Raw genomic sequence first — 23,334 nt, forward strand, 5'->3', positions numbered from 1 at the left:
ATATCATCATTTGAAATCGAAGTCTCATCAATTTACAGGGTTTTATTATATTTATCAAAACAAAGCAATATGATATCAAGAACATTACTTATCCCTTCCCTCCTCTTTTCTGTGTTATCTTTCGCTCAGGACAAAAAAAATGAAAAACCGAAGTTCAATCAGGAATTGGCCACTTCATTGGGAGCAGATCAATATGGCATGAAACCTTATACTATTGTGATGCTGACAACCGGTACTGCAAAAATTGAAGATAAAACCAAAATGGGAACTTTAATGAAAGGACACATGGAAAACATTGGTAAACTGGCTCATGAAGGAAAAATTGTGGTCGCAGGTCCCTTCCTGGAAAAAAATAAAGAAAACTACCGTGGAATGTTTATTTTCAATACAAAATCTAAAGAAGAAGCCGAGCAGTGGGTAAAAACTGACCCTGCAGTTCAGGCTGGAATTTTCAGTTATGAAATTTTCCCTTGGTATGGCTCCGCAGCCTTACCGTTATACCTGAAACATCATGATGAAATTTCAAAAGAGAATCCTTAAAGAATAAAGCAAAATCCCTCAATTGAGGGATTTTTTATTGTTAGTCCATACAAATAAATGGTTTTCTCGGCGGATAGCAACAATAAGGATTGCTACAGAATGTATAGCCTGCCGGGCAGCTTCCTCCATCCACTGGTACCAGGCATACAGCTGCAGCACCTCCTAAAACAGTTTTCAACTCTTGTCTGTTTAAGTTTTTTAAATTTTTCATAGGTATTTAGTTTAGTTTTAATTTCCTACTCTTTAAGATTTTCGGATTCCTCTTTTTATTTCTCATTAATTGGAAATAAATATACAATTTATTTCCTTAAATATTTACGTTTCAAACCACTATGACTAAAAAAAGAAATATTTTCATTATTTTAGTCTAATCAAAAGAAAAAACTTACAAACTGATTGTAAGAAAGTTAGCATTAACAAAAAAAATTAATTCCATGAAAAAAATGAACGTATCAAAACTTTCAAGAACAGAACTGAAAGATGTATTCGGCGGGTATTTACATCTACCAGAATGTCCCGGAGGATGTCCTGGTGAAGGTATGATCAGATGCCCTGATGGCTCAACCACTATGACTAATTTTGTATGCATGGGTGGAAGATGTGAACCGGCTGCGATGTGTAAACCTCTGGTTCTTGAACCTTTTCCGGATCCGATTGTAATCACTCCATAATCTGAGAAATAAAGTGAGCTTACTGCTCACTTTTTTCATGAATATAAAGCTATTCTACGAATCTCCAAAGCCATATACCACTGATTGCAGGTTTTTATTATCTTTAAATAAACAAAACCTACCATGAAAACCATCGAAGAAGTCTTGAAAAGACTAGATGAAATCATCATCTGGTGCAAAGAAAACAAAAGTCCGGCTGGATATTTCGCCTGTACTTATCGCATTATGACGGCCCATGTTTTAAAAGGAATTCAACAAAAGAAATTTGAAGATAATCCCCGAATGACAACGCTGGATATTGCTTTTGCACAACGCTATCTTGAAGCATGGGAAAACTACAGTAATGGTAAAAAGTGTACTAATGCCTGGTATATTGCCTTTGAAGCCACCAAAAATAAAGATCTTCTGATTTTACAGCATATTTTTCTGGGGATGAATGCACATATTAATCTGGATCTGGGGATTTCTGCAGCGACTATTATGCCCTACCGGAAGATTAACCCACTAAAAAAGGATTTTGAAAATATCAATACTGTTATTGCTTCTATTAATCAGAAAGTTCAGGATTCCCTGAACAAAATATGTTATCCCGTCAACCTCATCGATAAGCTGTCTAACGGAAAAGATAACGCTGTACTAGATTTTGCGATATCCAGAGCCAGAGATACTTCATGGGCAACAGCAGTGATTGCATCCAATACCCCTAATTTTTTAAGAGAACAGGTTATTAATATCGTAGATTATGCAGCTGCAAAGGTAGCTACACAAATTTTGAATCCAAAAATTCTTACACCTCCCTTACTTAAAGAACTGAAGAAATGTGAAAGTTCTGATATTGTGAAGAATATTGAAATACTGGAATCAACAAAAACAATTTAAGCTAAAACAAAAAGGCCGGGATCTTCCTCACGGATCCCGGCCAAATAATGAACAAATAAAAAGAAACTATAAGGTCTCTTTATGCTTTTTATGATAGGCATAATAGAACACAATCGGTAATATGGTAAATGAGAGCAGCATACAGATAATTAATCCACCTACAATCATAATAGCCAAAGGTTTTTGAATTTCAGAGCCCATTCCATTGGACATTGCTGCCGGAAGAAGTCCCATAGATCCCATCAGCGCAATCATCACCACCGGACGGATCCTGCTTTTAACTCCTTCAGCAATGGATTCTCTGAGTGACATTCTGTTCTGAAGATTTTCTTTCATCACTCCAATCAGAACAATCCCATCAATAGTAGCTACTCCAAAAAGGATGATGAATCCGATTCCTGCAGAGATTCCAAAGATGGTTCCTGTAAACCACAGGGATAGAAACCCTCCAATGAATGCAAATGCTAATGTAATAGAAGAGATCAATGTATCTTTTACATTCCCAAAGTTGAAATACAGCAACATCAAAATAAGTACAAGTGAAATAGGAACTACCATCGCTAATTGCTTCGCCGCTCTTTCTTTACTTTCGAACTCGCCGGCCCATGTCATCTTATGACTTTTCGGAAGTTTGACTTCTTTCTCTACTTTTTCTTTAGCTTCTTTAATGGTACTTCCCAGATCTCGTCCTTCAATATTAAATCCTACACCAATATATCTGCTGTTCCCTTCTCTGTAAATAAATGAAGGTCCGGTATGATAATCAATGGTTGCTATTTCTTTCAATGGAACTTTTTTATTATCCTGTGTCGGGATCAGAATATTCCCCATTTTTTCCGGCGTATCACGATATTCTTTTTCGAATCTGAGCATCACATCAAACATTCTTTCTTCTTCATAGAACTTAGTAGCCGCCTGTCCGCCAATAGTCATTTCAATTACCGCCTGGGCATCTGCTGTAGACACTCCGTATTTTGCCATTTTTGAATCGTGAAGCTGTATCCTCAATTCAGGAAGTCCAATATTTTTAAATACATTCACATCTGAAATTCCCGGAACCGTTCTGATAGAATTGGCTACCTGATTGGCATAATTTTCAAGTTGAAACAAATCATTCCCGAATATTTTAATCACCAGCGGTGCTTTTACCCCTGCTACATATTCCTCCACATTATCCTGAATCGGCTGGCTAAATCCAAAGTTTATTCCCGGATATTTTTCAAGGGAAACTCTCATCTCTTCAAGAAGTTCATCCTTGGATATTTTTTTCTTCCATTCGTTTTCCGGTTTCAGCTGGATATTAAATTCGATATTAAAGAATCCTGTAGGGTCTGTCCCGTCATTAGGGCGGCCGGTTTGAGTCATTACGAATTTCACTTCATCATATTTCATCAAAATCTCCTTCATCTCTTTAGTCAAACGAACAGATTCATCCAGGTTGACACTATTGGGAAGTGTAGCACGTACATAAATAGCTCCTTCATTCAGTTTAGGTAAGAATTCCGAACCGTAGTTTGAAAATCTCCACCCGCAAATGGCAAGTAAAGCGATAAAACCGACAACAAATCCCTTTTTATGACGAATACTGAATTCATAGATTCTGTAAATGTTTACTCTAAAGAATCTTGAGATGAAGTTTTCTTTTTCCTCAATATTTTTAGTTAATAAAAGCTTACACATTGCCGGAACGTATGTCAAACTTAAAATCAAAGATCCTAATAAGGCATATCCCAATGTAAATGCTAAAGGAGAAAACATTTTCCCTTCCACTTTCTGGAAAGAGAAGATGGGCATCAAGGCTACAATCAGGATTAGTAAGGCAAAGAAAATATAGCTTGCCACACTTCCTGCACTTTTCTTAATAATTCCCAATTTGGAAATTTTATTAAATCTCTTTAATCCGATCTTCTTGGCCTTCAGCTCGAGGGCAACAAATACATGTTCAACGATGACGAGCGTTCCTTCCAGTAATAGTCCAAAGTCCAGGGCTCCCATAGAAATAAGGTTAGCTGGAAGTCCTTGAATTTTCAGCATAATAATGGCAAAAAGAAAAGCCAGCGGAATTACTGATGCTACAATAAATGTTGTTCGCCAGTTATACAGGAAAATGAATACAATAATGGAAACCAGAATAACTCCTTCAATCAGGTTTTTGGAAACCGTATGAACCGTTGTATTTACTAATTCTGTACGGTCAATGATTGGTACGATCTGAACATCACCAGGTAATTCTCCACCATTTAACTGTTCTATTCTGTCTTTAAGTCTTGCGATCACCTCACTTGGGTTTTCTCCACGAAGCATGATGACAATGCCTTCCACTACATCATTTTCCTTATTGTATCCTACTTGCCCTAATCTCGGTTTTGCCGACACTTTAACTTCAGCAACATGCTTTACCAAAATAGGAGTGGAACCTTTTACTTCAATCTGAATATTTTCAATGTCATCCTTCTTCTCTAAAAGACCGATCCCCCTTACCACATAAGCCTGATCTCCTTTGGCCACAACATCACCTCCTACATTAATATTACTCTTCGAAACTGCTTCATACACATCCAGGGGGGAAAGGTCGTAATTGTGTAATTCCGTAGGATTAATTTTTATTTCATATGTTTTTTCTTCGCCACCAAAGCTTACCACATCAGCAACTCCGGGAACAGCCAGTAATTCTCTTTCTACCACCCAATCCTGAATAGCCGTGACTTCTTTAATCGGCAATTTACTTTTAATGATATAGCGGTAAATTTCACCAGTTGCTCCGGATGGAGGCTCAATGCTATATTCTGCACCGGCAGGAAGATTTACATTCCCCAGTTTATTAGATGCATACTGCTGCGCATAAAAGTCATTGACATGGTCATCAAAAATCACTGTTACCACTGATAATCCGAACAGGGAAATAGATCTCACCGAAGTTTTATTCGGAATAGCATTCATTTCCTTGGAAATGGGCAATGTGACAAACTTTTCTATTTCTTCAGCACTTCTTCCCGGCCATTGGGTGATTACTCTTACCCTGGTATTGGTAACATCCGGGAAGGCTTCAATCGGAGTGTGTATATAAGAATAGATTCCTCCAAGCAACAACATGAAAGTTCCTAAAAGAACAATCAAAGAGTTTTTCAAAGAGAAGGAAACTATATTCTGTACAAATTTTCGCATTACTTCTTAGAATTATTTAATTGGTTTTTCAGGTTCTCATAAATTAACAATCCATTGGAAGCGATTACATTTTCTCCCTGTTTCAGATTTCCTTCTACATAGATATATTGACTGTTTGAGGCAATCTCCGTAACAGGTCTTATTTCCAACTCACAGTCTTTTTTATATACTACTACATAGCTTTGATTATTATCGAAGATCAAAGCCTTCGCAGGAATAGCCAAAGCACTTTTATTTTGGGAATTAATCGGCAATACAACATCTGCAGACATTCCCGGTCTTAGTTTCATCCCGTTATTATCCATAATGATCTTCGCTTTCAGTACTCTTTCATTTTCATTAAAAACCTGAGAGATATTATTGATCTTTCCTGAAAAACTATCATCCGGATACGCTAAAGTCTTCACTACTACCGGCTGATCTACATAAACATGTCTCATATTGGTAGCATACACATTCGCCATGACCCAGACCTTATCCAGATTGGAAATGGTAAAAAGCTGGTCACCACCGGCAGTTACAGGCATCCCTTTAGAAATATTCTTGTTGATAACATAACCATCCGCAGGAGCTTTGATCTGAAGATTGCTTCCTCCCGCAGAATACAATTGCATATTCTTTTGGGTTTTAGAAATATTGGACTGCAAAATTGTTACCTCTGCTCTTGCTTCCTGAAGATCTTTCTGAGAGGCAATATCATCTTTATACATTGCTTCTACAGAAGACAGTTTTCTCTTAGCTACAGCAAGCTGAGCCTGCAATGTTTGAGTGTCATCCTGCATTTCATTAACAGCCGTACTTTTTACAGTCGCCAGAATCTGTCCTTTTTTCACATAATCTCCAAGAGAAAAATACGTATCGGTAACTACTCCGTCCACAAGGCTTACAAAGGGAACTGTTTTATCAGAATTGCTCTCCACTTCTCCGGTAAGGGTAATGCTTTCTTCAATAGGAAGCATTTCTGCCTTAGCCAGTTTAATATCTTTTTTAAGTTCTTTGCTGATACAATATCCTTTTTCAACTTCGTTGCCCTGCTTCTGATCTTTACACCCCGTAAGTGTTACCATAGCGGACAGATAAATTACTGCGATATATTTAGTAGTGTTCATTTTCATAAGTAGATGTTCATATATTTTAAGGCCATGCTGAATGGTCATTTATAAATCCTGTCCTACAACGTATTGCAGGTTTTCAAAGTATTGATTAAGTTCTTTTTTAGTATCCAGAATGATCATTTTATTACCGATATAAGTATCCAGAAAATCCATATACTCCAACATACTGATATTCCTTAGTCTGAAGTTCTTTTCATGGCTCACCAATAAGCCATCCAGGGTGGACTCGTAAGTATCATCAATTTCCTCTGAGACCTGTTGGGTACGGATATAGTTTCTGAAAACGGAAACAATTTCATTCTCAGATTTTAGCTGATTTTTACGGGTTTCATTTTTGCTTTTCTCAATTTCAAGCCTGGCTTCCTGAATATTTCCTTTATTTCTGTCGAAGATGGGAAGGTCAACCGAAACTCCTAATCCAATAAAATCTTTCATAATGTTACCTCCGCGGTCATAGCCTATTGAAACAGCTACATCAGGAGTTTTCATCGCATTTTGAATTTCAAGATTCTTGGCAGCATGTTTCTCTTTATTTTTAGCGATCAGGATATCCGGACGGTTTTCTTTTGCTTTTTCCATCCATTGTGTCAGTTCGATTTCTGAAAGCTGTTTTTCCGGCATTGCAAATGAATCTGAAATAACGAGATACGAGTGAGATGGAATCATCAGCAAAGCCTTTAGTTCAGCCTGTTGATCTTCTATTTCCTGCTTCAATGAAACCAGCTTTTTCTTGAATTCAATTTCCTGAGCCTTCAAACGGATATATTCAGCCTTACTGATATTTCCCAAGGTCAATTGATTGTTATAGGATCTTGTTAATTTTTCGATAGAAGCAATTTGCCCTTGATAAATCTTCTGCTGTTCCTGATTGTATTGAATTTCAGTAATCGAGTTCCTTAAAGTCTTTTTGAGCTCACGCAATACTTCCTGTAATTCATATTTTTCACCTTCTACTTCTATTTTTTGCAGTTCGATATTTTTCCGTCTTTTCCCTGCGGTCTGGATCACCTGCTCTATTTCAGCAGAAATCTGAGTGTTCTTCCCCCAGTTTCCGATCAGGGCAGGCTGTTCTTCAATATCATAGGTTCTCCAAAGGTTTACTTCACTGATACTTAATTTAGGATTGGGCCAGTATTTGGCCTGAAGAGCTCTGGCCTCAGCCTGAGAAATCTCTAATTTCTGAGCAATAAGATCTAGGTTATTGGTCAGAAAAATGGTTTCAGCTTCATTTCTGCTGATCTTCAGGGTATCTGAAATCTGTGCTGAAAAGAAACTGAAACAATGAATATAAAATAGTGTAAAAAAAATCTTCTTCAAGGTCTCTTATTTTAAGACCACAAAGCTATTCTCCTAATATTAGAGCTAATTTCGAATGAAATTAAAATTCAATTAGACCAACATTAGAGTTTGATTAGAACAGGTAGAGATCCGTTTTAAAACACTCACAGACCATATAGATTAAGGAGATTTTTAAACACGAATTACATGAATGCATTCACAAATAACACGATTTATATTCCCCTAAAAATGCATCCATAACCCTCTGTGAAAATTCGTGGAATCTATAGGAAATTTACATCAAGAGAAACGGACTTTATTAGGTTTACATCTAAATAAGGATTCGATTGGCTTTAGCCAAAACCTAAAAAATTTTGCAATTTTAGAAATTAGCTGGAAATACAAGCAGGACATCTGTACCCACATCTATTGTAGAATCAATTTTCATAATAATATGATGGTGATCAAAAATGCTTTTTGATAATGATAATCCAATACCACTCCCCTTAATTGAATCCACATTCTTCCCTCTGTAAAACGTTTCTGTAATCTTTAGAAGGTCATTTGCAGGAATCCCTTTTCCTTGATCCTTCACTTCAATATTCAATTGATTATTCTTTTCCGATAAGATAATTTCTACAGGATGCCCATAAGAATATTTGATTGCATTTTCTACAATATTATATAAAGCCAAATAGAGGAGAGTCTCATTCCCGGGAAATTCTAATAAAGCAGGTTTTGGAACCTGAAGTTGTATTTTAATATGGGAGTGATTTTCTTTTGCCTTAGGCTCCAGTTTTTCATAGATCTTCCAGATAAGCTCATCTATTCTTACCTGTTTGTGGGAAGATTCAAGTTTTGTCATCCCGGACATCAATAAAAGGTTATTGAGAATATTTTCAATCTCATACACGTTATCCAAAGATTCCTTCGCCACTTTTTTATATTCTTCGGGAGTACGGTCTTTTTGAGCAAATACTTCCAGGTTTCCGGAAATAGCTGCTAAAGGAGTTTTAAATTCGTGAGAAACGTAGTTGATAAAATTTTGTTGCAGCAGAACATTTTCAGAAATTCGTCCCAGCAATTTATTATAAGACTTGATCAGATCTTCAATCTCATCATTGGTATTGGTGGAAGTAATAGCAGTAGAGATATTATTATAATCCACCTTATTAATACGTTCTACTACATTAGAAATAGGCTTATATACCACCTTTGAAAGATAACGGCTTAAAAAATAAATTGCCAAAAGCCCAATAATCAACACAGAAAGCATAATGATCGAAAGCCTCCAGATCTGTGATTGAAATGAATCATTGGGAGACTTTACAAAAACTACAAAATCACCCTGATTATCAGGATAGAAAATCCCATAGTAGAACTGATTATCAGACATAAACTGAGTTCCCTTATTATTTCTGGCCGCTTGTAAGTGAGACGCTTTAATATTTTTATCATTCAGGTTTTGCCCAAATGTTACTTCATTATTCTGGTTATAAACGGCTACCTGATTATTCTGAATAAGATGTTTATATTCCTGTTTAATCTGGGCGTGCCTGTCTTTGGGTAATTCGTCTTTTTCAAGATAATAAATAGCAGAAATCAGGGCAGTATTCCGAAGTTTTTCAAAATAAAAAATCTTCGTACTATCATAATAGGCAAAAAATATCACCGCAGATATGATGATAGAAACAATGCCGAACGAAAGGCTGGAAATAAGGGTAAACCTGTTCCTGAGCGTCATACTAATCTTTAATTAAATATCCTGTTCCTTTTACAGTATGAATAATTTTCTGTTCCGATTCGTCAATTTTGTTACGAACGTAGGAAATGTAAACATCTACCACATTGGTTGCACTGTCAAAATCGATGCCCCAGACGTTATGCAAAATCTGAGTTCTGCTCAACACCTTGTTTTTATTCTCCATAAGAAAAGTAAAAAGCTTGTATTCTGTAGGAGAAAATTCGATTTCCGTATTATTTTGGGTGACTTTATGAAGATCCGTATCAATTCTAATATTGCCACAAGACAGATACTGGTCTTCTTTCTGATAGCTTAATTTATTCCTTCTTGTCAACGCTTTAATTCTGGAGATCAATTCTTCGAAATGAAATGGTTTGGATAAGTAATCATCCGCTCCCAGATCCAACATCTTAATTTTATCATCCGGACTATTTAATGCACTTAACACTAAAATCGGAGTATAATTTCCTTTAAACCTTATGATCTGTGTAAGCTGCATTCCATCCAATCCCGGAAGCATAATATCCATTAATATAATATCAAAATCATAGGTATGAAGAATTTCCCTGGCCTTTTCACCAGAATCTGCAAGCGTCATCGTATAGCCGGCTTCAGAAAGTCCTTTCAACAGGAAGCTGCTAATTCTCTGATCGTCCTCTACCAATAAGATATTCATAATGTCTCTGAAATTTCCCATAAATATAGGGATTATGATTGAAGAAAGGAAGCCAGAGGAAGGAAGCAAAGATTTTTTCAGAGATTAAAAGAATGCTTATGGTAATGTAAAACGCCTTCCGAAATTTATTATTCAGTATTAACTTCCAGCCTTTTTTCCTAATTTTGAAGAATGGAGATGACCTATTTAATTATTGGATGTATTGTGGGCGGAGTCCTGGGAGCCATTATTTTATATTTTGCCTTGAAATCTTCAACGGTTTCAAGAAGCTCTTATGATGAACTCAATTTCTTGCATATTAAAAACAAATCAGATCTTGAAAACTCGAACACAAAGATCCAGGAACTTAACCAGCATCTCAATAAAGAAAAGGATCTCAATATCCAGCAGCAGGATCTTCTGAACGATCTGAAAAATGAATTTGCTAAGCTCTCTGCTCAGCATTCTTCATTAAACAGTCAGTTTCAGGATCAGAAGCAACTAATGTTGAAACAGGATTTCCAGATTGAAAATCTTATTGTTGAGAAACAGGATTTCTTTGCTAAAAATTCTGAACTTTCTGCGCAAAATGATAGTCTTCAGAAATCGCTGAATACTCAAAAAGAAGAGATCACTAAAATACAGGAAGAATCCAAACTGCAATTTGAAAATCTAGCCAATAAGATATTGGAAGAAAAAACAGAGAAATTCACCACTTTAAATCAGAATAATCTAAAAAACATCCTTGAACCCTTCCAGGAAAAGATTACAGATTTAAAAAACAGAGTGAATGAAGCTTATGAAAAGGAAAATAAAGAACGTTTCTCTTTGGCTGAAAAAGTAAAAGAACTTGCCGAACTGAACCAACAAATCTCCGAAGATGCCAAAAAATTAACCAGAGCGCTGAAGGGTGAAAGTAAAACCCAGGGAAATTGGGGTGAGATGATTCTTGAAAGCATCCTTGAAAAGTCCGGATTGGTAAAAGGAAGAGAATATTTTCTGGAACATGAACTTCGTGATGAAGACAACAAAGCTTTGTTCTCAGAATTTTCCGGTAAAAAAATGCGACCGGATGCCGTTGTAAAATACCCGGATGAAAGAAACGTCATCATTGATTCTAAAGTTTCTCTAACTGCATTTACGGAATTAGTGGATGAAAACGATCAGGATGTCTATATGATGAAACTTAATCAACATTTGGGTTCCATCAAAAATCATATTATGCAGCTTAGTCAGAAAGCGTATGATGATTACGGAAAATCTTTGGATTTTGTCATGATGTTTATACCTAGTGAACCGGCATATATTGCAGCTATGCAAGCAGACCAAAACCTTTGGAATTACGCCTATGATAGAAGAATCTTGCTATTAAATCCAAGCAATCTGATTACCTCTTTAAAGCTAATTGCAGATCTTTGGAAACGTGAATATCAAAACAAAAATGCTCTTGAAATTGCTGAAAGAGGAGCCCGGTTATATGATAAATTCGTAGGATTTGTGGATAACCTTGAAAAAGTAGGACGAAATCTTGATCTTGCCAAAAATGTTTACAATGATGCTTACAAACAGCTTTACACAGGAAACGACAACCTTGTGATCCAGACTCAAAAACTGAAATCATTGGGAATTAAAAATAAAAAGGACCTGCCTCAAAGTCTTATTGACAACAGTAATCTGATAGAATAAAAACCAGAATACTATGAAAAAAACAAATCTTATCTTATTAATATGTCTTATTCTTTATCTCACCTCACTTCCTTTTACAGCAGTTTACGCAAAAGGACATGACATGAGTGGGCTGGCCTGTGCACTGCTAGGTTGGGCAGAAATGGATGGCGGCGGAATAGCATGGCTGGCTAATCCTCTACTTTTTATCGGAGCTTTTTTTCTATTATTAAAACAAATAAAAATATCTGCTGTACTCAGCCTGATCGCCTTTGGTCTTACATTTTGCTATTTATCTGTAGGAGAAATTACAGTGAATGAGGCTGGGCATAAATTCCCCATAACCGGATATGGTCCGGGATATTTTCTTTGGGTAGCAAGCTGTTTTTCATTACTGATTGGAAATATTATTCTGATGAAAGCACCTGAGAAAGTTCAAAACCCTACTTAATTTTTTAGGCATAATCAGTAGATAAATAAATTCAGAATACTGAAAAACAAAATGAGACAGCCTTTATTTCAGACTGTCTCATCTATTTTATTTCCTGATAAACTGAACGGATTTTCCGTTTTCAAGTTTCAGAAAATAGACACCTGAAACAAAATGATGAATATTAATTTTTCCATTATCGGAAATATTTCCTTCAGCAATGTGGCTTCCTACTGCATTATACACAGTGTATTTTTGAAGTTTACCTACTCCTGAAACCTGTATAACATCAACCGCAGGATTAGGATATACAGAAAGTTCGGTTTGTTTGATTTTCACTTCCTGTGTTGCTAATGTACCTCCTGAAACATTAATCGTGCTACTGAAATCCTGTGTACTCTGTCCACTTCCAGCTGCAGTTCTCCATTCTATTGTATACGCTCCAGCCTTTGTTGGATTTTTAATCATCCCTGATATTACAATCTTAATCTTTGCACCAGCCGGAATAGCAACACCGGTTGTTGACCCTCCTACAGATAGCTGTACACCAGAATTCCAGCTTCCTCCTACTCCAAATGAAGTAGAACATGGATAAGCTACTCCATTTACTTTAAAACTAACATAAGGATCTAAGTTGTTTGCGCCTGTTACAGCAGGAGAAATTGCTGGAAATTCTGTAGGCAATAAAAGATAAAAAACATTAGGCGTTAGAGTTCCTTTACCAATAGCCACAGATGTTGTATACTCAAAAGTATAAACAGATGATTGCCCCGCTCCGCTATTACTCACAGTTACTGTTTGTGCTTTGGATAGTGAAATCCCACATAGCAGGTTAATCATTAAAACATAGAAAAATTTCTTCATAAATTCTTTTTTAAAGGTTGTTTGTATAATAAAAGGCTATTAGTTTTTAATTCTTTTTTCATCATTTAGTTTTTATTGAGTTCAGATAATAATGTAATATTCTCTTCCCTAAAATCAGTCGAGTTATACGAGTTATTATTCTGAAACCTTCTCTATCATTATGTTTTTGCAAAATTAAATCTTATACAAAATCATAAAAGCGATAGTAAAATCATATTGAAAAAATGATTGAAACATGTATACATTCCTGAATATTAATTTTTTAACCCAATCATTTTATGAATATGATTAATTATGTTTTTTTTGAAGATTATCAAAACAGTCTGTAATAAAAATTTAATTTGAATGTTTGCTTTGTATAAAAAAATTTAGAGACTATATTTGCCGCTTCTAAATCATGAATAAAAGCTGAAGGCCTGCTGCAATGAGAATTACTCAATATTACAATAACAGAATACATTCTTTAAAAAAGCAGCTTATTGAAACTTATTTAGTCATTCTAGCTGTCTTCCATATTGTTTCTATTTATATCTATCTGTTCTGGTTAAAAAATACTTTTCCTCTTTATTACTTTGCAGGTGCATTAGTATTTTATGTTTATTCATATATACTTATCAGGAGAAATTTTAATATATCCAGGATTGTTAATGCTTATCTTCATTTCAGTTCTCTATATATTTCTGTCATCATCTTAAACTTTATTGATGATTCCCTTGTAGGATTTATCTGGTTAATCCCGATGCCAGTGTGTGCCTATGTTTTTTTAAAAAGAAAGATGGTTATCTATTACATGTTTTACACAATAATATTGATGCTGCTCATTATGCTGTTTGCTAAATACTTTGACCATCATTTTTATGAATACGACAAAAAATATCTCCGTCCCACTAATGCAGCAACGGTGTTGGCTAACTTTTCTCTCATCTGTTTATTTATCTATTACAAAATCAAAATAAGCCATTTAGAATTTAAGGCTTTTGGATACAGGATTAAAAGCAAGATGAAGGAAAAACATATACACAAAGCGAAAAAACTTTCAAAAGAACCCCATTATATTATAGAATTATCCTCTAAGCATAAAAGTGATGTAACAATAGATCATCACAAACTGGAAAATTTATTCTTGGAATTGGATAAGTACATGCGATACAATAATTACTTTACCAATCCTTCTATTAAACTATCCGGATTATGCTCAGAATTAAAAACAAATATAAACTACCTGTCAAGAGCTATTGATTATAAGGGTTATAAGAACTTCAACCAATACCTTAATTCATTAAGAATCAATTACGTAAAAAACCTCATTGAAAAATCGGATTTAACCAAGGTTACCCTGATGTACATTTATACAGGTGCCGGTTTTACAAGTCAAGCAACCTTCAACAGAGTATTTAAACAATTCGAGGGCATCACTCCAAGTGAATACATAACTCAGCTTTTGCCTACTGACAGCAAATTATCTTCTGTTGATTCATAATAATCAAATACTAATTTTATATAACTTTACCAGGATGATATAAAATACTCAAGTACTGTAAGATGAAATCCCTAACTTCATTAAAATCATATCCATATCCGAAGTCTGAATCCTTCACAGAAATTCTTCTATCTTCTATAGGAGCCGGGGTCACAGTATATCTTTTTCTGATCATTTTTCAGCCATTTGGAACAGAAAACTTTCATCATCCTTACAAATACCTTCTTCTTTTTCCTTATACTATCATTTTTGGAACTGTATTTTTCATTTCAAGCCTTTGTACCTTCCGGTTCAATCATTGGAATATTGTATCAGAGCTATTAAAAATTTTTGCAGTCCTCTTACTGGGTTCTGTCCTTTCTTATTTTTATAATTCACTATTCATAAGCCATGTATCGCTAAGTTTTGAAAACTATGTTTATATGTTCCTCTATTCCATGGCAATAGGAATACCCATTTCTGCTATTTATATTCTGTCAAGGTATATTTATTTAAAAACAATCCATGAAAATACAGCCAAGAATATTTCACAGCATCTATCCCATAAAACAGAGCATATTCCTAGCAAACTTCTTACTATTTCAACAAATAATATAACGCTAACACTTTCTGAACATGATCTTATTTGTGCACAGTCTATGGAAAATTATTGTACTTTATATTTTTCTGAAAATGGTTCGGTAAAAAAAGTGTTGCTCAGAATAAGTTTATCAGGACTTTTAAAACAAAGTGAAACAAACACAATCCAAAAATGTCATCGTTCATATATTGTTAATTTAGATAAAGTAGAAAGCCTTAGAGGAAATGCACAGGGATATAAACTTATCATCTCAGAAATAGATTTCGAAATTCCGGTTTCCAGAAGTTTCATTCCACAAATTATCCCACAATTGCAACGATAGAAAGGCTAAGTTTGTCATTGGTCACTATTTCTTGTCATTCATCACTTTACATTGATTCACTTTCCGAAAAGCTTCATTTTTGCTTAAAAATATTCAATATGAGTAAAAACATCCGCTTTATTTTAATCTTTATTCTGGGCTTCACAGCCTACTATTTTTTGGATCTTATTTGTTTTAAATCGATTCAGTCTTATTCGAAAGATCTGTTTCATAATAAAGCTATAGCCCATGTTATTGCCTATACAATCACATTAATTCCATTAATGATCACGGCAAAGATCTTATTTCCTGAAAAAAATATTCCCTATGTATTTTCTTTGGACCAATCTATTAGCAAGGGTTTTATCTTCTCTTTTATGGGAACACTGCCCATGCTTATAGGATACAGCCTGCATTTTGACGTTATCAAGACCTTAGATTACCAGTCCCTATTTATTAATACAATATCTTCAGCATTCTTCGAGGAAATTATTTTCAGGGCATTTCTTATTGGAATTTTATTCAGATTTACAAAACTGGGATTTTTATCTTCCATACTCCTGGGATCGTTATTGTTTGCACAGGTACACTTATATCAGAGCCGTGATACAGTAGAACTAATGGAAATTTTTGCCATTACATTTCTTGGTTCTGTTTTCTTTTCATGGGTTTATTTTGAACATACATTCAATCTTTGGGTGGTCATATTCCTTCATTTTTTCATGAATCTGTATTGGGAACTCTTTAATGTATCAGAAAATGTTTCCGGAAATGTATATGGCAACCTTTATAAAATTATTTCTATTGTACTGGTTGTAGTACTTACAATTGTTCACAAAAGAAGAAGCCACCAACCATTTCAGGTGACATGGAAAAACCTTTTTATAAAATCTAAAGAAGTTCAATCATAAATTTTGCATAATTTTGCGGAATGTTGATAGAAAGTTTTCAAAACGATAAAATAAAAAATATCACTAAACTTCTTAGTGATAACAGATTTCGAAAAAAATCAAAAGTTTTTGTAGTAGAAGGGCAACAGGAAAATGAAAGAGCGATACAATACGATTTTGAGCCTGTGGAATTCTTTATAAGTGAAAATATATTCAAAGGAACGCCTCCTGAGGGGAAAATTCATTATGTAAGTGATAAAGTGTATGAAAAAATAGCGTACAGAGGAAGTTCAGAAGGAATCATTGGGATATACAACTCAAAGGAAACCCCACTTTCCTCTTATGTTCCGAAGGATAATTCTACTATTATCATCGTTGAAGGGGTAGAAAAACCGGGTAATTTAGGAGCTATCCTGAGAAGTTGTGAAGCTTTCGGTATTGATGCCCTTATTGTTGCTGATGGAAAAACCGATTTTTATAATCCAAATGTGATCAGATCTAGTGTGGGCTGTCTTTTCGGAATGGAAGTTTATCAGGCTGAAAACGAAGAAACACTAGAATTTCTTCAGAAAAACAGTTTCAATATTTACACAACATTAATGGACGAAACGGCTGAAGATCTTTATAAAAGAGATTTCACACAGCGTTCTGCCGTATTATTCGGGACTGAGCACTCGGGGTTAAGTGATTTCTGGATCGGAAAAGGAAAGAATACATTGATTCCGATGGCTGGCAGTATTGATTCTTTGAATCTGAGCAATGCTGTAGCCATAACTTGCTATGAATCTTTAAAACAAAAGAAAGGATAAGATACGATTGGGGTAAAGTTTGGCGATTGTCAAACAGATCAATATTGTTATATTATCCTATAATGAGATTGCTTCATCTTCAGTTCAGGATGACAGGCTAAGGGAAGAGACCCTATATAAGCATAAAAAAACCGTTTCACTGGGAAACGGTTCTTTTATTTTTAAGCTTAAGCTAAAATTATTTCTTAGCAGCATCTTTAGCAGCATCAGCAGCTCCTTTAGCAGCATCAGCAGCACCTTTAGCAGCGTCAGCAGCACCTTTAGCAGCATCTTTAGCAACTTCAGCTCCAGCAGCAGTAGTAGCAGCAGCAGCATCTTTAGTAGCTTCTACAGCAGTAGTTGCAGCAGAATCAACAACTTTAGCAGCAGAATCAGTTACAGTAGCAGCAGAATCAGCAACAGTAGCAGCAGCAGAATCAGTAGTACCTTCAGTAGCTGTAGCGTCAGTTTTTTTACAAGCAACTAGAGAGATTGCAGCGATAGCAGCTACGAATAATGACTTTTTCATAATAAATTAAATTTAATTTTGTTAATATTGTTTTATAAAATTTTCTTCTGTTCTGTTATTTGAACAAGACAAAGGTATAGCAGTTAGAAAGTTTGTTTATGAAAAATAATTGTAATACCTTTGTAAAATAGTTTTACAAAAAAAGATAACTGATAATCAACAATTTAATCATTTTTAAAAAAATTGACAGATTTAGATCTATTACACTTTGAACAGCTAAAAAAGGATGTCCAAGGTCAATATTTAAAAGAATACACCCCTTCACAGGATGACATATCCAAGTGGAAGGGTATAGATATCATATATTTTCAGGAAGACCTGCGCAAAAAAGCCAAAGGTAACATCAGTGAAAAGTCATTTTATACCTATTTCAAAAATTCACCAGTCACTAAATTACCAAGGATAGACATGCTTAATTTATTGAGTATTTATGCAGGTTACGACTCATGGTATGAATTCAAAAAACAGCATCTTTTTGCCGGGGAATTACTTCAGGAAAACGAAAATCTTGAGGAAGATGAGATCAATGAACTGGAAGAAACAGTTTCTACAGTCCCAGACCTTCCAAAAACTGAAATTCAACCTAAAAAAACTGAGTTACAGCCTCATGAAAATACTGATTTACAAAAAACAAATACTGAAAACCAACAAGTTAACAAAAAAGACTCGCATCAAAACGAAGTTGAAATTTTAACAGCTCCTGTCAAGAAAAATTTCTTAAAAAAGAATGCCTGGGCTCTTATTACTTCCGTTTTAATTGCAATAACCGGTTTACTAGGATTCAAAGATGTTCTTTTTTCAAAAACATATACGTATTGCTTTATTGATAAAGACAGAGGAGTTTCTGTTATCAACACCTTAGATATAATGGTTATCAAGGAAAATGAATCTCCTTTGATGTATAAAATAAAACCTGGAGAATGTTTTTCTTATTCAACCAAAGATAAAATTCTGAAAATGAAGATCAGCGCTGCTTTTTATGAGCCGCTTGATGTAAACAGAAATCTTGAAAATGCTCCCGAAGAAGAAAAAATTGAGCTTAAACCGGATGATTACAAAATGGCAGCTTATTATTTCTCAAGAAAAGATATTACAGGAAATTCTGAAGAACAGGTAGCCCTTATTAAACAGAAAAGAAACCAGCTGGAAAACCTTATCAGTAATAATGCTGTGATCTATCAGGTATATGATAATAACACCTATGGTATCGAAAGATTAGACAAACAAAAGTATATCACCCTCGTTACAACCCCTACTACATCTCTAAAAAACCTGAATGTAATAGAAATGAAAAAAGACAACGGTAAGATCGTATCCATTAAATTCAAAATTGCGACTACAGATGAAAAGAATTAATAATTTTTTACTCCTCATTATACTTCTGACTTTATTTGTTGCCTGTAATAAAAAAACAGAAGCCAGTGACCTGGATAAACTACGAAACAGTAACAACACAAAAAGCTATCCGGCTGTACAAATGGATAGCATGCAGGCTATCAATTCTATAACAAAGCAGAAGGTTCAGGAGCTTCTTGATCTATCTACCCTGTATGTCAGTGGCAATAGAAATACCGAAGTAGACAGTTTTATTTATTCCCAAATGGAAAGCTATTTCCACAAACCTGATTCTCTGACTTTCAAAAGAATGTTTAAGGAGCTGGATAGCATGAAAGTAAAAGCAGCAAAAGTAAACTCACTCAATGTTTATAAAGAATTTTATAAAAAAGACACGCTGGATTACGCCAAATTCAATGTGGAATATTTTGATGACAAGAATAAATCTTTAGGAAGTTTTGAAAAGAATGCACAGTATATCTTATTATCAACTTCAAAGCTGAAAAAAGAGTTTAAATTTTACTTTTTAGATTTTTATTCCAAACCGCTTAAAAAAGACAGTACCTCTGTAGCCGTAACCAAATAGTCAAGAGGAATATCATTTTCCCAGACATCATCGATACATTCATCGGGGTCAAAGTAATTGACTCCGATTTTTTTGGTCTCAGCAGAGATATTTTGGAAAAGTCTGTCATAGAAACCTTTTCCATATCCTATCCTATTCCCTTTCCGGTCGCAATATAAAAGCGGAGTAATCACATAGTGAAAATCTTTCTCTCCGGAATCCTCATTGGAAATTGGTTCTGAAATTCCCCAATGGTTTGTTTCAAATACAGTATCCTTGAAAATTTCAATAGCAATCAGTTGATCGTCTACAATTTTAGGTACATAAACACGGATATTTTGCGCTAAAAAATAATCAATGAAGATTTGAGTATCAATCTCATTAAACTTCTCAATCGGAACAAAAATATGGACCTTTTCCCCAGACTGAGGTTTAAAGTAAGTAATGAAATTCTGAAAAATGTTTTCAGATAACAAGAAAGCCTCATCACGAGACAAGGCTTTTCTTTTTTGCATATATTGTTTTCTAAGCTCAGCTTTCAACATACCAGTTACATTATTTTTACTGAACAGCTTCTTTATACTTTATGCGTTTTCAGAAGGTTCAAGAATTTTATACAGTTTGTCTGATAAACGAACTCTAAACGGAATTTCAAAAGTGATCTGATCTCCCTGTTTTGCTGTTTCGCAAGGACCTCCATTAGCATAAATCTGAGTAATTGTGAGTTCCTGTTCACCTGTTGTAGGTCCGGAAACCAACACTCTATCTCCTACTGAAAGTTCTTTGTTTTCAATTAAAAACTGCCCGATTTTTGATTTTGAGAAATAATGTTCTGCTTTTCCAACCAAAACTTTTTTAACAGATATTTTCTGGCGGATATTCTTGGTTTCCGCCTTCGCTAAAGGTGCTTTAGGCAGATCTCCTGAATTTTTAAACTTCAGGGCATCAGATTTTCCTTTTCTGAATACTTTATTTCCAACCTGCAATCCTTTTCTTAGCTTCAATTGTTCTTCCCAAGGCAAATGGATGGTATCCAGACATTCTGTTGAACAGCAGTTTTCCATTGCGTCTTTACATTCATCACACTGGATAAATAACAGGTGACAGGCATCATTGGCACAATTGGTATGATTGTCACAAGGTTTTCCACATTGGTGACACTGAGAAATAATGTCATCGGTAATTCTTTCCCCTAAACGGTGGTCGAATACAAAATTTTTACCAATGAATTTACTTTCTATTCCCTCTTCTTTGATCTGGCGCGTATATTCAATGATTCCTCCTTCCAGCTGGAACACATTTTTAAACCCCTGATGTTTGAAGTAGGCACTCGCTTTTTCACAACGGATACCACCGGTACAATACATCAACAGATTTTTATCTTCTTTAAAATCCTGTAGTTGTTCATTGATGATCGGCAAACTTTCTCTGAAGTTTTCCACATCAGGAGTAATAGCTCCTTCAAAATGTCCTACTTCACTTTCATAGTGATTTCTAAAATCCACTACAATGGTGTTTGGATCATCAAGCATATTATTAAATTCCTGGGCCTTTAAATGAACTCCTTTATTGGTTACATCAAAAGTTTCATCATTCAGACCATCAGCAACAATTTTATGTCTTACTTTAATGGTCAGTTTTAAAAAGGAATGATTGTCTTGTTCTACCGCTACATTCAAACGGATTCCTTTCATAAAGTCGTACACTTCTAATGTATTGCGGAAAGCCTCAAATTGTTCTGCAGGAATACTCATCTGAGCATTAATTCCTTCATGGGCAACATAAATACGGCCAAGCGCATCAAGGGCATTCCAGGCTATGAATAAGTCGTCACGAAATTTTTTGGGATCTTCAATTTTAGCGTACGCATAGAAAGATAAAGTAAGACGTTCCTTACCAGCTTCATCAATAAGTCTAGCTCTTTCTTCTGCGCTTAAGGTGTTATACAGTTGCATGCTATAAACGTTTTAAGTGAGAAAAATATTTTTGCAAAGATAGGCATTTTCAAATTAACTACTTTTCCTAGACTCAATGATAATTGACAGCTACCTATCATGAATGATGATAATGAGTAATGAAAGTAACTTTTTACATTGGTATTTTATGCAACATTCTGTCACATTTTGTTTAATATTTTTTTAATTTTTGTTAACTCTGGCCTTAACAATTATGACATAATGCATAAAATGATATAATAGCCGTTAAATTTTAGTTAAAATTGAAACATAGCATACTAATTGCTTACTTATTTAACATTAAATTTGTTTACTCAAAAACAAAAAAGGAAATTAATTAATAAACAAGAAAGATATACAATGAAGAGTACTTTAAAAAAACTATTACCATTTGCAGTAGTTGGAGTTATTTCCGGAGCTACTACCGTTGGAGCTATACAATATTTCGGACACGGTTCCAATAACGGAGATCAATCATTTTTCACTACATCCGCACCTAACACATCATTCGCAGGAATGAATACGGGTGCTGTAGGCGATGACTTTGTAAAAGCAGCGAAAACAACTGTTCCGGCTGTAGTTACTATTAAAAATTATCAAAGCAGAACAGCAAGCAGAGCTACGGAACAGGATCTGTTCGATTATTTCTTTGGTGATCCATTCGGAGGAAGAGGCCAACAAAGGCAAAAGCAACAGCAGGTTCCGGACAACATGCCTTCAGGGATGGGTTCCGGAGTAATTATTTCTCCTGACGGTTATATCATCTCAAACAACCACGTTGTAGCAGGTGCTAATAAACTGGAAGTTGTACTGAGCAACAAAAAATCATATATAGCTACTTTAGTGGGAACTGACCCTAACACGGATATCTCTTTATTAAAGATTGAAGAAAAAGGCCTTCCTTACCTAAACTTTGCTAACTCAGACAATATTGACGTTGGGCAATGGGTACTTGCAGTAGGAAATCCGCTGGGGTTAAATTCCACTGTAACAGCAGGTATTGTTTCTGCTAAAGGAAGAGGAATCGGTATTTTAGGAAGCCAAGGGAAAGCAAGTAACCCGATTGAAAGTTTTATTCAGACGGATGCTGCCATCAACCCGGGAAATTCTGGAGGTGCCTTGGTAAATACCAATGGTGAACTTATTGGAATTAACTCTGCGATTCAGTCTACAACAGGATATTATCAGGGATACGGATTTGCCGTTCCAGCTAACTTAGCAAGAAAAATTGTTGAGGATATCAAGAAATTCGGTATCGTACAAAGAGGGTTCTTAGGAGTTTCATCATTAGATCTTTCAAATGACCAACAAGTTGCTGCTTATAATAAACAATTCAAAACAAACATTAAGTCTGGTTCTGGAGTATATGTAACAGGGTTTGGTGATAATAGCGGTGCAGAAGATGCAGGTCTGAAAAAAGGTGATATCATTACCAAAATAGACAGTTATGACATCTCCGACTTTGCTGATCTATCGATGTCAATCGGAAGTAAGCGTCCTGGTGATAAAGTTCAGGTAACCTATTCTAGAAATGGTAAAGAAGCGACAACAAATGTAACTTTAAGAGACCAGAAAGGAGGTACTTCTACCAGAACGAAAGCGGATCTTAGCGTAACTGAAAAAATCGGTGCTGAGTTTGATCCTCTTACTGAAAGATTCAAAACTGAATATGGGCTGAATAGCGGTGTAGTTACTAAAAATGTATCTGAAGGTGGGGAAATGGCTAAGATCGGAATCGTAGACAATTACATTATCATCGAGATCAATGGTAAGCCGGTGAATTCACAAAAAGACATCGAAAGCATACTGAATAAATACCAGGGGAATGTACAGGTGAAATTTGTAGATGACTATGGAAGAATGTACACGAAAGGATTTAAAATGCCTTAATCAATAACTGAACAA

The 23,334-nt window shown here is 35.1% G+C and carries 22 protein-coding genes; 12 read left to right on the forward strand and 10 right to left on the reverse strand.

The genetic code is table 11. The features are described from left to right. The first annotated feature begins 69 nt into the window (after positions 1 to 69). Positions 70 to 540: a YciI family protein gene (locus tag EG344_RS09190; RefSeq protein ID WP_123909174.1), complete on the forward strand. Its 471-nt coding sequence runs from the start codon at positions 70 to 72 to the stop codon at positions 538 to 540. A gap of 40 nt (positions 541 to 580) precedes the next feature. Here EG344_RS09190 and EG344_RS23885 read toward each other — a convergent pair whose 3' ends face one another. Beyond that, positions 581 to 751, reverse strand: a complete 171-nt coding sequence (locus EG344_RS23885; protein ID WP_164464414.1) for a bacteriocin-like protein — start codon at positions 749 to 751, stop codon at positions 581 to 583. 223 nt (positions 752 to 974) lie between these two features. On the opposite strand from EG344_RS23885, the gene EG344_RS09195 reads away from it, so the two are divergent. Together EG344_RS09195 and EG344_RS09200 are read left to right on the forward strand one after the other, a co-directional pair. After that, positions 975 to 1,211, forward strand: coding sequence for a hypothetical protein (locus EG344_RS09195; protein WP_123909175.1), 237 nt, complete (start codon positions 975 to 977; stop codon positions 1,209 to 1,211). A 123-nt stretch (positions 1,212 to 1,334) separates the two neighbouring features. Continuing rightward, complete coding sequence (locus EG344_RS09200; RefSeq protein WP_123909176.1) at positions 1,335 to 2,090, forward strand: DUF5995 family protein; 756 nt, start codon at positions 1,335 to 1,337, stop codon at positions 2,088 to 2,090. A 66-nt stretch (positions 2,091 to 2,156) separates the two neighbouring features. On the opposite strand, the gene EG344_RS09205 is transcribed toward EG344_RS09200, so the two are convergent. The 5 genes from EG344_RS09205 to EG344_RS09225 all read right to left on the reverse strand — a co-directional run bounded on the left by EG344_RS09205 (position 2,157) and on the right by EG344_RS09225 (position 10,068). Beyond that, on the reverse strand, positions 2,157 to 5,255 hold the full coding sequence (locus EG344_RS09205; protein ID WP_123909177.1) for an efflux RND transporter permease subunit: 3,099 nt from the start codon (positions 5,253 to 5,255) through the stop codon (positions 2,157 to 2,159). Continuing rightward, positions 5,255 to 6,364 (reverse strand): efflux RND transporter periplasmic adaptor subunit, encoded by a 1,110-nt coding sequence (locus EG344_RS09210; protein WP_228412894.1) that lies wholly within the window; start codon positions 6,362 to 6,364, stop codon positions 5,255 to 5,257. Before EG344_RS09210 ends, EG344_RS09205 begins: the two co-directional genes overlap by 1 nt. Positions 6,365 to 6,412: 48 nt before the next feature. After that, on the reverse strand, positions 6,413 to 7,687 hold the full coding sequence (locus tag EG344_RS09215) for a TolC family protein (protein WP_123909179.1): 1,275 nt from the start codon (positions 7,685 to 7,687) through the stop codon (positions 6,413 to 6,415). Between the two features lie 343 nt (positions 7,688 to 8,030). Continuing rightward, positions 8,031 to 9,392 (reverse strand): sensor histidine kinase, encoded by a 1,362-nt coding sequence (locus tag EG344_RS09220; RefSeq protein WP_123909180.1) that lies wholly within the window; start codon positions 9,390 to 9,392, stop codon positions 8,031 to 8,033. 1 nt (position 9,393) lies between these two features. Continuing rightward, positions 9,394 to 10,068 carry a response regulator transcription factor gene (locus tag EG344_RS09225; protein WP_123911789.1) on the reverse strand — a complete coding sequence of 225 codons (675 nt, stop codon included), beginning with the start codon at positions 10,066 to 10,068 and terminating at the stop codon, positions 9,394 to 9,396. A 177-nt stretch (positions 10,069 to 10,245) separates the two neighbouring features. Here EG344_RS09225 and rmuC point away from each other — a divergent pair, with 177 nt between their 5' ends. Continuing rightward, positions 10,246 to 11,733, forward strand: coding sequence for a DNA recombination protein RmuC (gene rmuC / locus EG344_RS09230; RefSeq protein ID WP_123909181.1), 1,488 nt, complete (start codon positions 10,246 to 10,248; stop codon positions 11,731 to 11,733). A gap of 13 nt (positions 11,734 to 11,746) precedes the next feature. Next, positions 11,747 to 12,163 carry a hypothetical protein gene (locus EG344_RS09235; protein ID WP_123909182.1) on the forward strand — a complete coding sequence of 139 codons (417 nt, stop codon included), beginning with the start codon at positions 11,747 to 11,749 and terminating at the stop codon, positions 12,161 to 12,163. Between the two features lie 87 nt (positions 12,164 to 12,250). On the opposite strand, the gene EG344_RS09240 is transcribed toward EG344_RS09235, so the two are convergent. After that, entirely contained in the window at positions 12,251 to 13,006 is a 756-nt protein-coding gene (locus tag EG344_RS09240; RefSeq protein ID WP_123909183.1) for a T9SS type A sorting domain-containing protein, read from the reverse strand. A gap of 424 nt (positions 13,007 to 13,430) precedes the next feature. Between EG344_RS09240 and EG344_RS09245 the strand changes: the two genes are divergently transcribed. The 4 genes from EG344_RS09245 (at position 13,431) to EG344_RS09260 (ending at position 17,066) form a co-directional block, all read left to right on the forward strand. Further along, positions 13,431 to 14,486: a helix-turn-helix transcriptional regulator gene (locus EG344_RS09245; protein WP_123909184.1), complete on the forward strand. Its 1,056-nt coding sequence runs from the start codon at positions 13,431 to 13,433 to the stop codon at positions 14,484 to 14,486. A gap of 62 nt (positions 14,487 to 14,548) precedes the next feature. Then, complete coding sequence (locus EG344_RS09250; RefSeq protein ID WP_123909185.1) at positions 14,549 to 15,388, forward strand: LytR/AlgR family response regulator transcription factor; 840 nt, start codon at positions 14,549 to 14,551, stop codon at positions 15,386 to 15,388. 98 nt (positions 15,389 to 15,486) lie between these two features. Continuing rightward, positions 15,487 to 16,278 (forward strand): CPBP family intramembrane glutamic endopeptidase, encoded by a 792-nt coding sequence (locus tag EG344_RS09255; protein WP_123909186.1) that lies wholly within the window; start codon positions 15,487 to 15,489, stop codon positions 16,276 to 16,278. A 20-nt stretch (positions 16,279 to 16,298) separates the two neighbouring features. Continuing rightward, positions 16,299 to 17,066, forward strand: a complete 768-nt coding sequence (locus tag EG344_RS09260) for a TrmH family RNA methyltransferase (RefSeq protein WP_123909187.1) — start codon at positions 16,299 to 16,301, stop codon at positions 17,064 to 17,066. 178 nt (positions 17,067 to 17,244) lie between these two features. On the opposite strand, the gene EG344_RS09265 is transcribed toward EG344_RS09260, so the two are convergent. Continuing rightward, positions 17,245 to 17,574 carry a hypothetical protein gene (locus EG344_RS09265; RefSeq protein WP_065395887.1) on the reverse strand — a complete coding sequence of 110 codons (330 nt, stop codon included), beginning with the start codon at positions 17,572 to 17,574 and terminating at the stop codon, positions 17,245 to 17,247. Positions 17,575 to 17,757: 183 nt separating this feature from the next. Between EG344_RS09265 and EG344_RS09270 the strand changes: the two genes are divergently transcribed. Both EG344_RS09270 and EG344_RS09275 read left to right on the forward strand, forming a co-directional pair. After that, positions 17,758 to 18,930 carry a hypothetical protein gene (locus EG344_RS09270; protein ID WP_123909188.1) on the forward strand — a complete coding sequence of 391 codons (1,173 nt, stop codon included), beginning with the start codon at positions 17,758 to 17,760 and terminating at the stop codon, positions 18,928 to 18,930. Further along, positions 18,917 to 19,495 carry a hypothetical protein gene (locus EG344_RS09275; RefSeq protein WP_123909189.1) on the forward strand — a complete coding sequence of 193 codons (579 nt, stop codon included), beginning with the start codon at positions 18,917 to 18,919 and terminating at the stop codon, positions 19,493 to 19,495. The genes EG344_RS09270 and EG344_RS09275 overlap by 14 nt, the downstream gene beginning before the upstream one ends. Here EG344_RS09275 and EG344_RS09280 read toward each other — a convergent pair. After that, complete coding sequence (locus tag EG344_RS09280) at positions 19,444 to 19,989, reverse strand: 5-formyltetrahydrofolate cyclo-ligase (protein WP_317126492.1); 546 nt, start codon at positions 19,987 to 19,989, stop codon at positions 19,444 to 19,446. The two genes, EG344_RS09275 and EG344_RS09280, sit on opposite strands and share 52 nt — an antisense overlap. Before the next feature lie 69 nt (positions 19,990 to 20,058). Continuing rightward, entirely contained in the window at positions 20,059 to 21,429 is a 1,371-nt protein-coding gene (locus EG344_RS09285) for a rhodanese-related sulfurtransferase (RefSeq protein ID WP_123909191.1), read from the reverse strand. A 360-nt stretch (positions 21,430 to 21,789) separates the two neighbouring features. Here EG344_RS09285 and EG344_RS09290 point away from each other — a divergent pair, with 360 nt between their 5' ends. Next, on the forward strand, positions 21,790 to 23,319 hold the full coding sequence (locus EG344_RS09290; protein WP_123909192.1) for a trypsin-like peptidase domain-containing protein: 1,530 nt from the start codon (positions 21,790 to 21,792) through the stop codon (positions 23,317 to 23,319). The last annotated feature ends 15 nt before the right edge of the window (positions 23,320 to 23,334 follow it).

The organism is Chryseobacterium sp. G0162 (assembly GCF_003815715.1).
In the GTDB taxonomy this organism is placed as follows: domain Bacteria; phylum Bacteroidota; class Bacteroidia; order Flavobacteriales; family Weeksellaceae; genus Chryseobacterium.

Bases quoted from the DNA above. Each gene is read 5' to 3' on its own strand.
- EG344_RS09190 (WP_123909174.1), top strand. From the start codon at position 70: ATGATATCAAGAACATTACTTATCCCTTCCCTCCTCTTTTCTGTGTTA.
- EG344_RS09250 (WP_123909185.1), top strand. From the start codon at position 14,549: ATGAAATCCCTAACTTCATTAAAATCATATCCATATCCGAAGTCTGAA.
- EG344_RS09265 (WP_065395887.1), bottom strand. From the start codon at position 17,574: ATGAAAAAGTCATTATTCGTAGCTGCTATCGCTGCAATCTCTCTAGTT.
- EG344_RS09240 (WP_123909183.1), bottom strand. From the start codon at position 13,006: ATGAAGAAATTTTTCTATGTTTTAATGATTAACCTGCTATGTGGGATT.
- EG344_RS09200 (WP_123909176.1), top strand. From the start codon at position 1,335: ATGAAAACCATCGAAGAAGTCTTGAAAAGACTAGATGAAATCATCATC.
- EG344_RS09225 (WP_123911789.1), bottom strand. From the start codon at position 10,068: ATGAATATCTTATTGGTAGAGGACGATCAGAGAATTAGCAGCTTCCTG.
- EG344_RS09285 (WP_123909191.1), bottom strand. From the start codon at position 21,429: ATGCAACTGTATAACACCTTAAGCGCAGAAGAAAGAGCTAGACTTATT.
- EG344_RS09290 (WP_123909192.1), top strand. From the start codon at position 21,790: ATGAAGAGTACTTTAAAAAAACTATTACCATTTGCAGTAGTTGGAGTT.
- EG344_RS09205 (WP_123909177.1), bottom strand. From the start codon at position 5,255: ATGCGAAAATTTGTACAGAATATAGTTTCCTTCTCTTTGAAAAACTCT.
- EG344_RS09235 (WP_123909182.1), top strand. From the start codon at position 11,747: ATGAAAAAAACAAATCTTATCTTATTAATATGTCTTATTCTTTATCTC.
- EG344_RS09275 (WP_123909189.1), top strand. From the start codon at position 18,917: ATGAAAAGAATTAATAATTTTTTACTCCTCATTATACTTCTGACTTTA.
- EG344_RS09220 (WP_123909180.1), bottom strand. From the start codon at position 9,392: ATGACGCTCAGGAACAGGTTTACCCTTATTTCCAGCCTTTCGTTCGGC.
- EG344_RS23885 (WP_164464414.1), bottom strand. From the start codon at position 751: ATGAAAAATTTAAAAAACTTAAACAGACAAGAGTTGAAAACTGTTTTA.
- EG344_RS09195 (WP_123909175.1), top strand. From the start codon at position 975: ATGAAAAAAATGAACGTATCAAAACTTTCAAGAACAGAACTGAAAGAT.
- EG344_RS09255 (WP_123909186.1), top strand. From the start codon at position 15,487: ATGAGTAAAAACATCCGCTTTATTTTAATCTTTATTCTGGGCTTCACA.
- EG344_RS09245 (WP_123909184.1), top strand. From the start codon at position 13,431: ATGAGAATTACTCAATATTACAATAACAGAATACATTCTTTAAAAAAG.
- rmuC (WP_123909181.1), top strand. From the start codon at position 10,246: ATGACCTATTTAATTATTGGATGTATTGTGGGCGGAGTCCTGGGAGCC.
- EG344_RS09280 (WP_317126492.1), bottom strand. From the start codon at position 19,989: ATGCAAAAAAGAAAAGCCTTGTCTCGTGATGAGGCTTTCTTGTTATCT.
- EG344_RS09260 (WP_123909187.1), top strand. From the start codon at position 16,299: ATGTTGATAGAAAGTTTTCAAAACGATAAAATAAAAAATATCACTAAA.
- EG344_RS09210 (WP_228412894.1), bottom strand. From the start codon at position 6,364: ATGAACACTACTAAATATATCGCAGTAATTTATCTGTCCGCTATGGTA.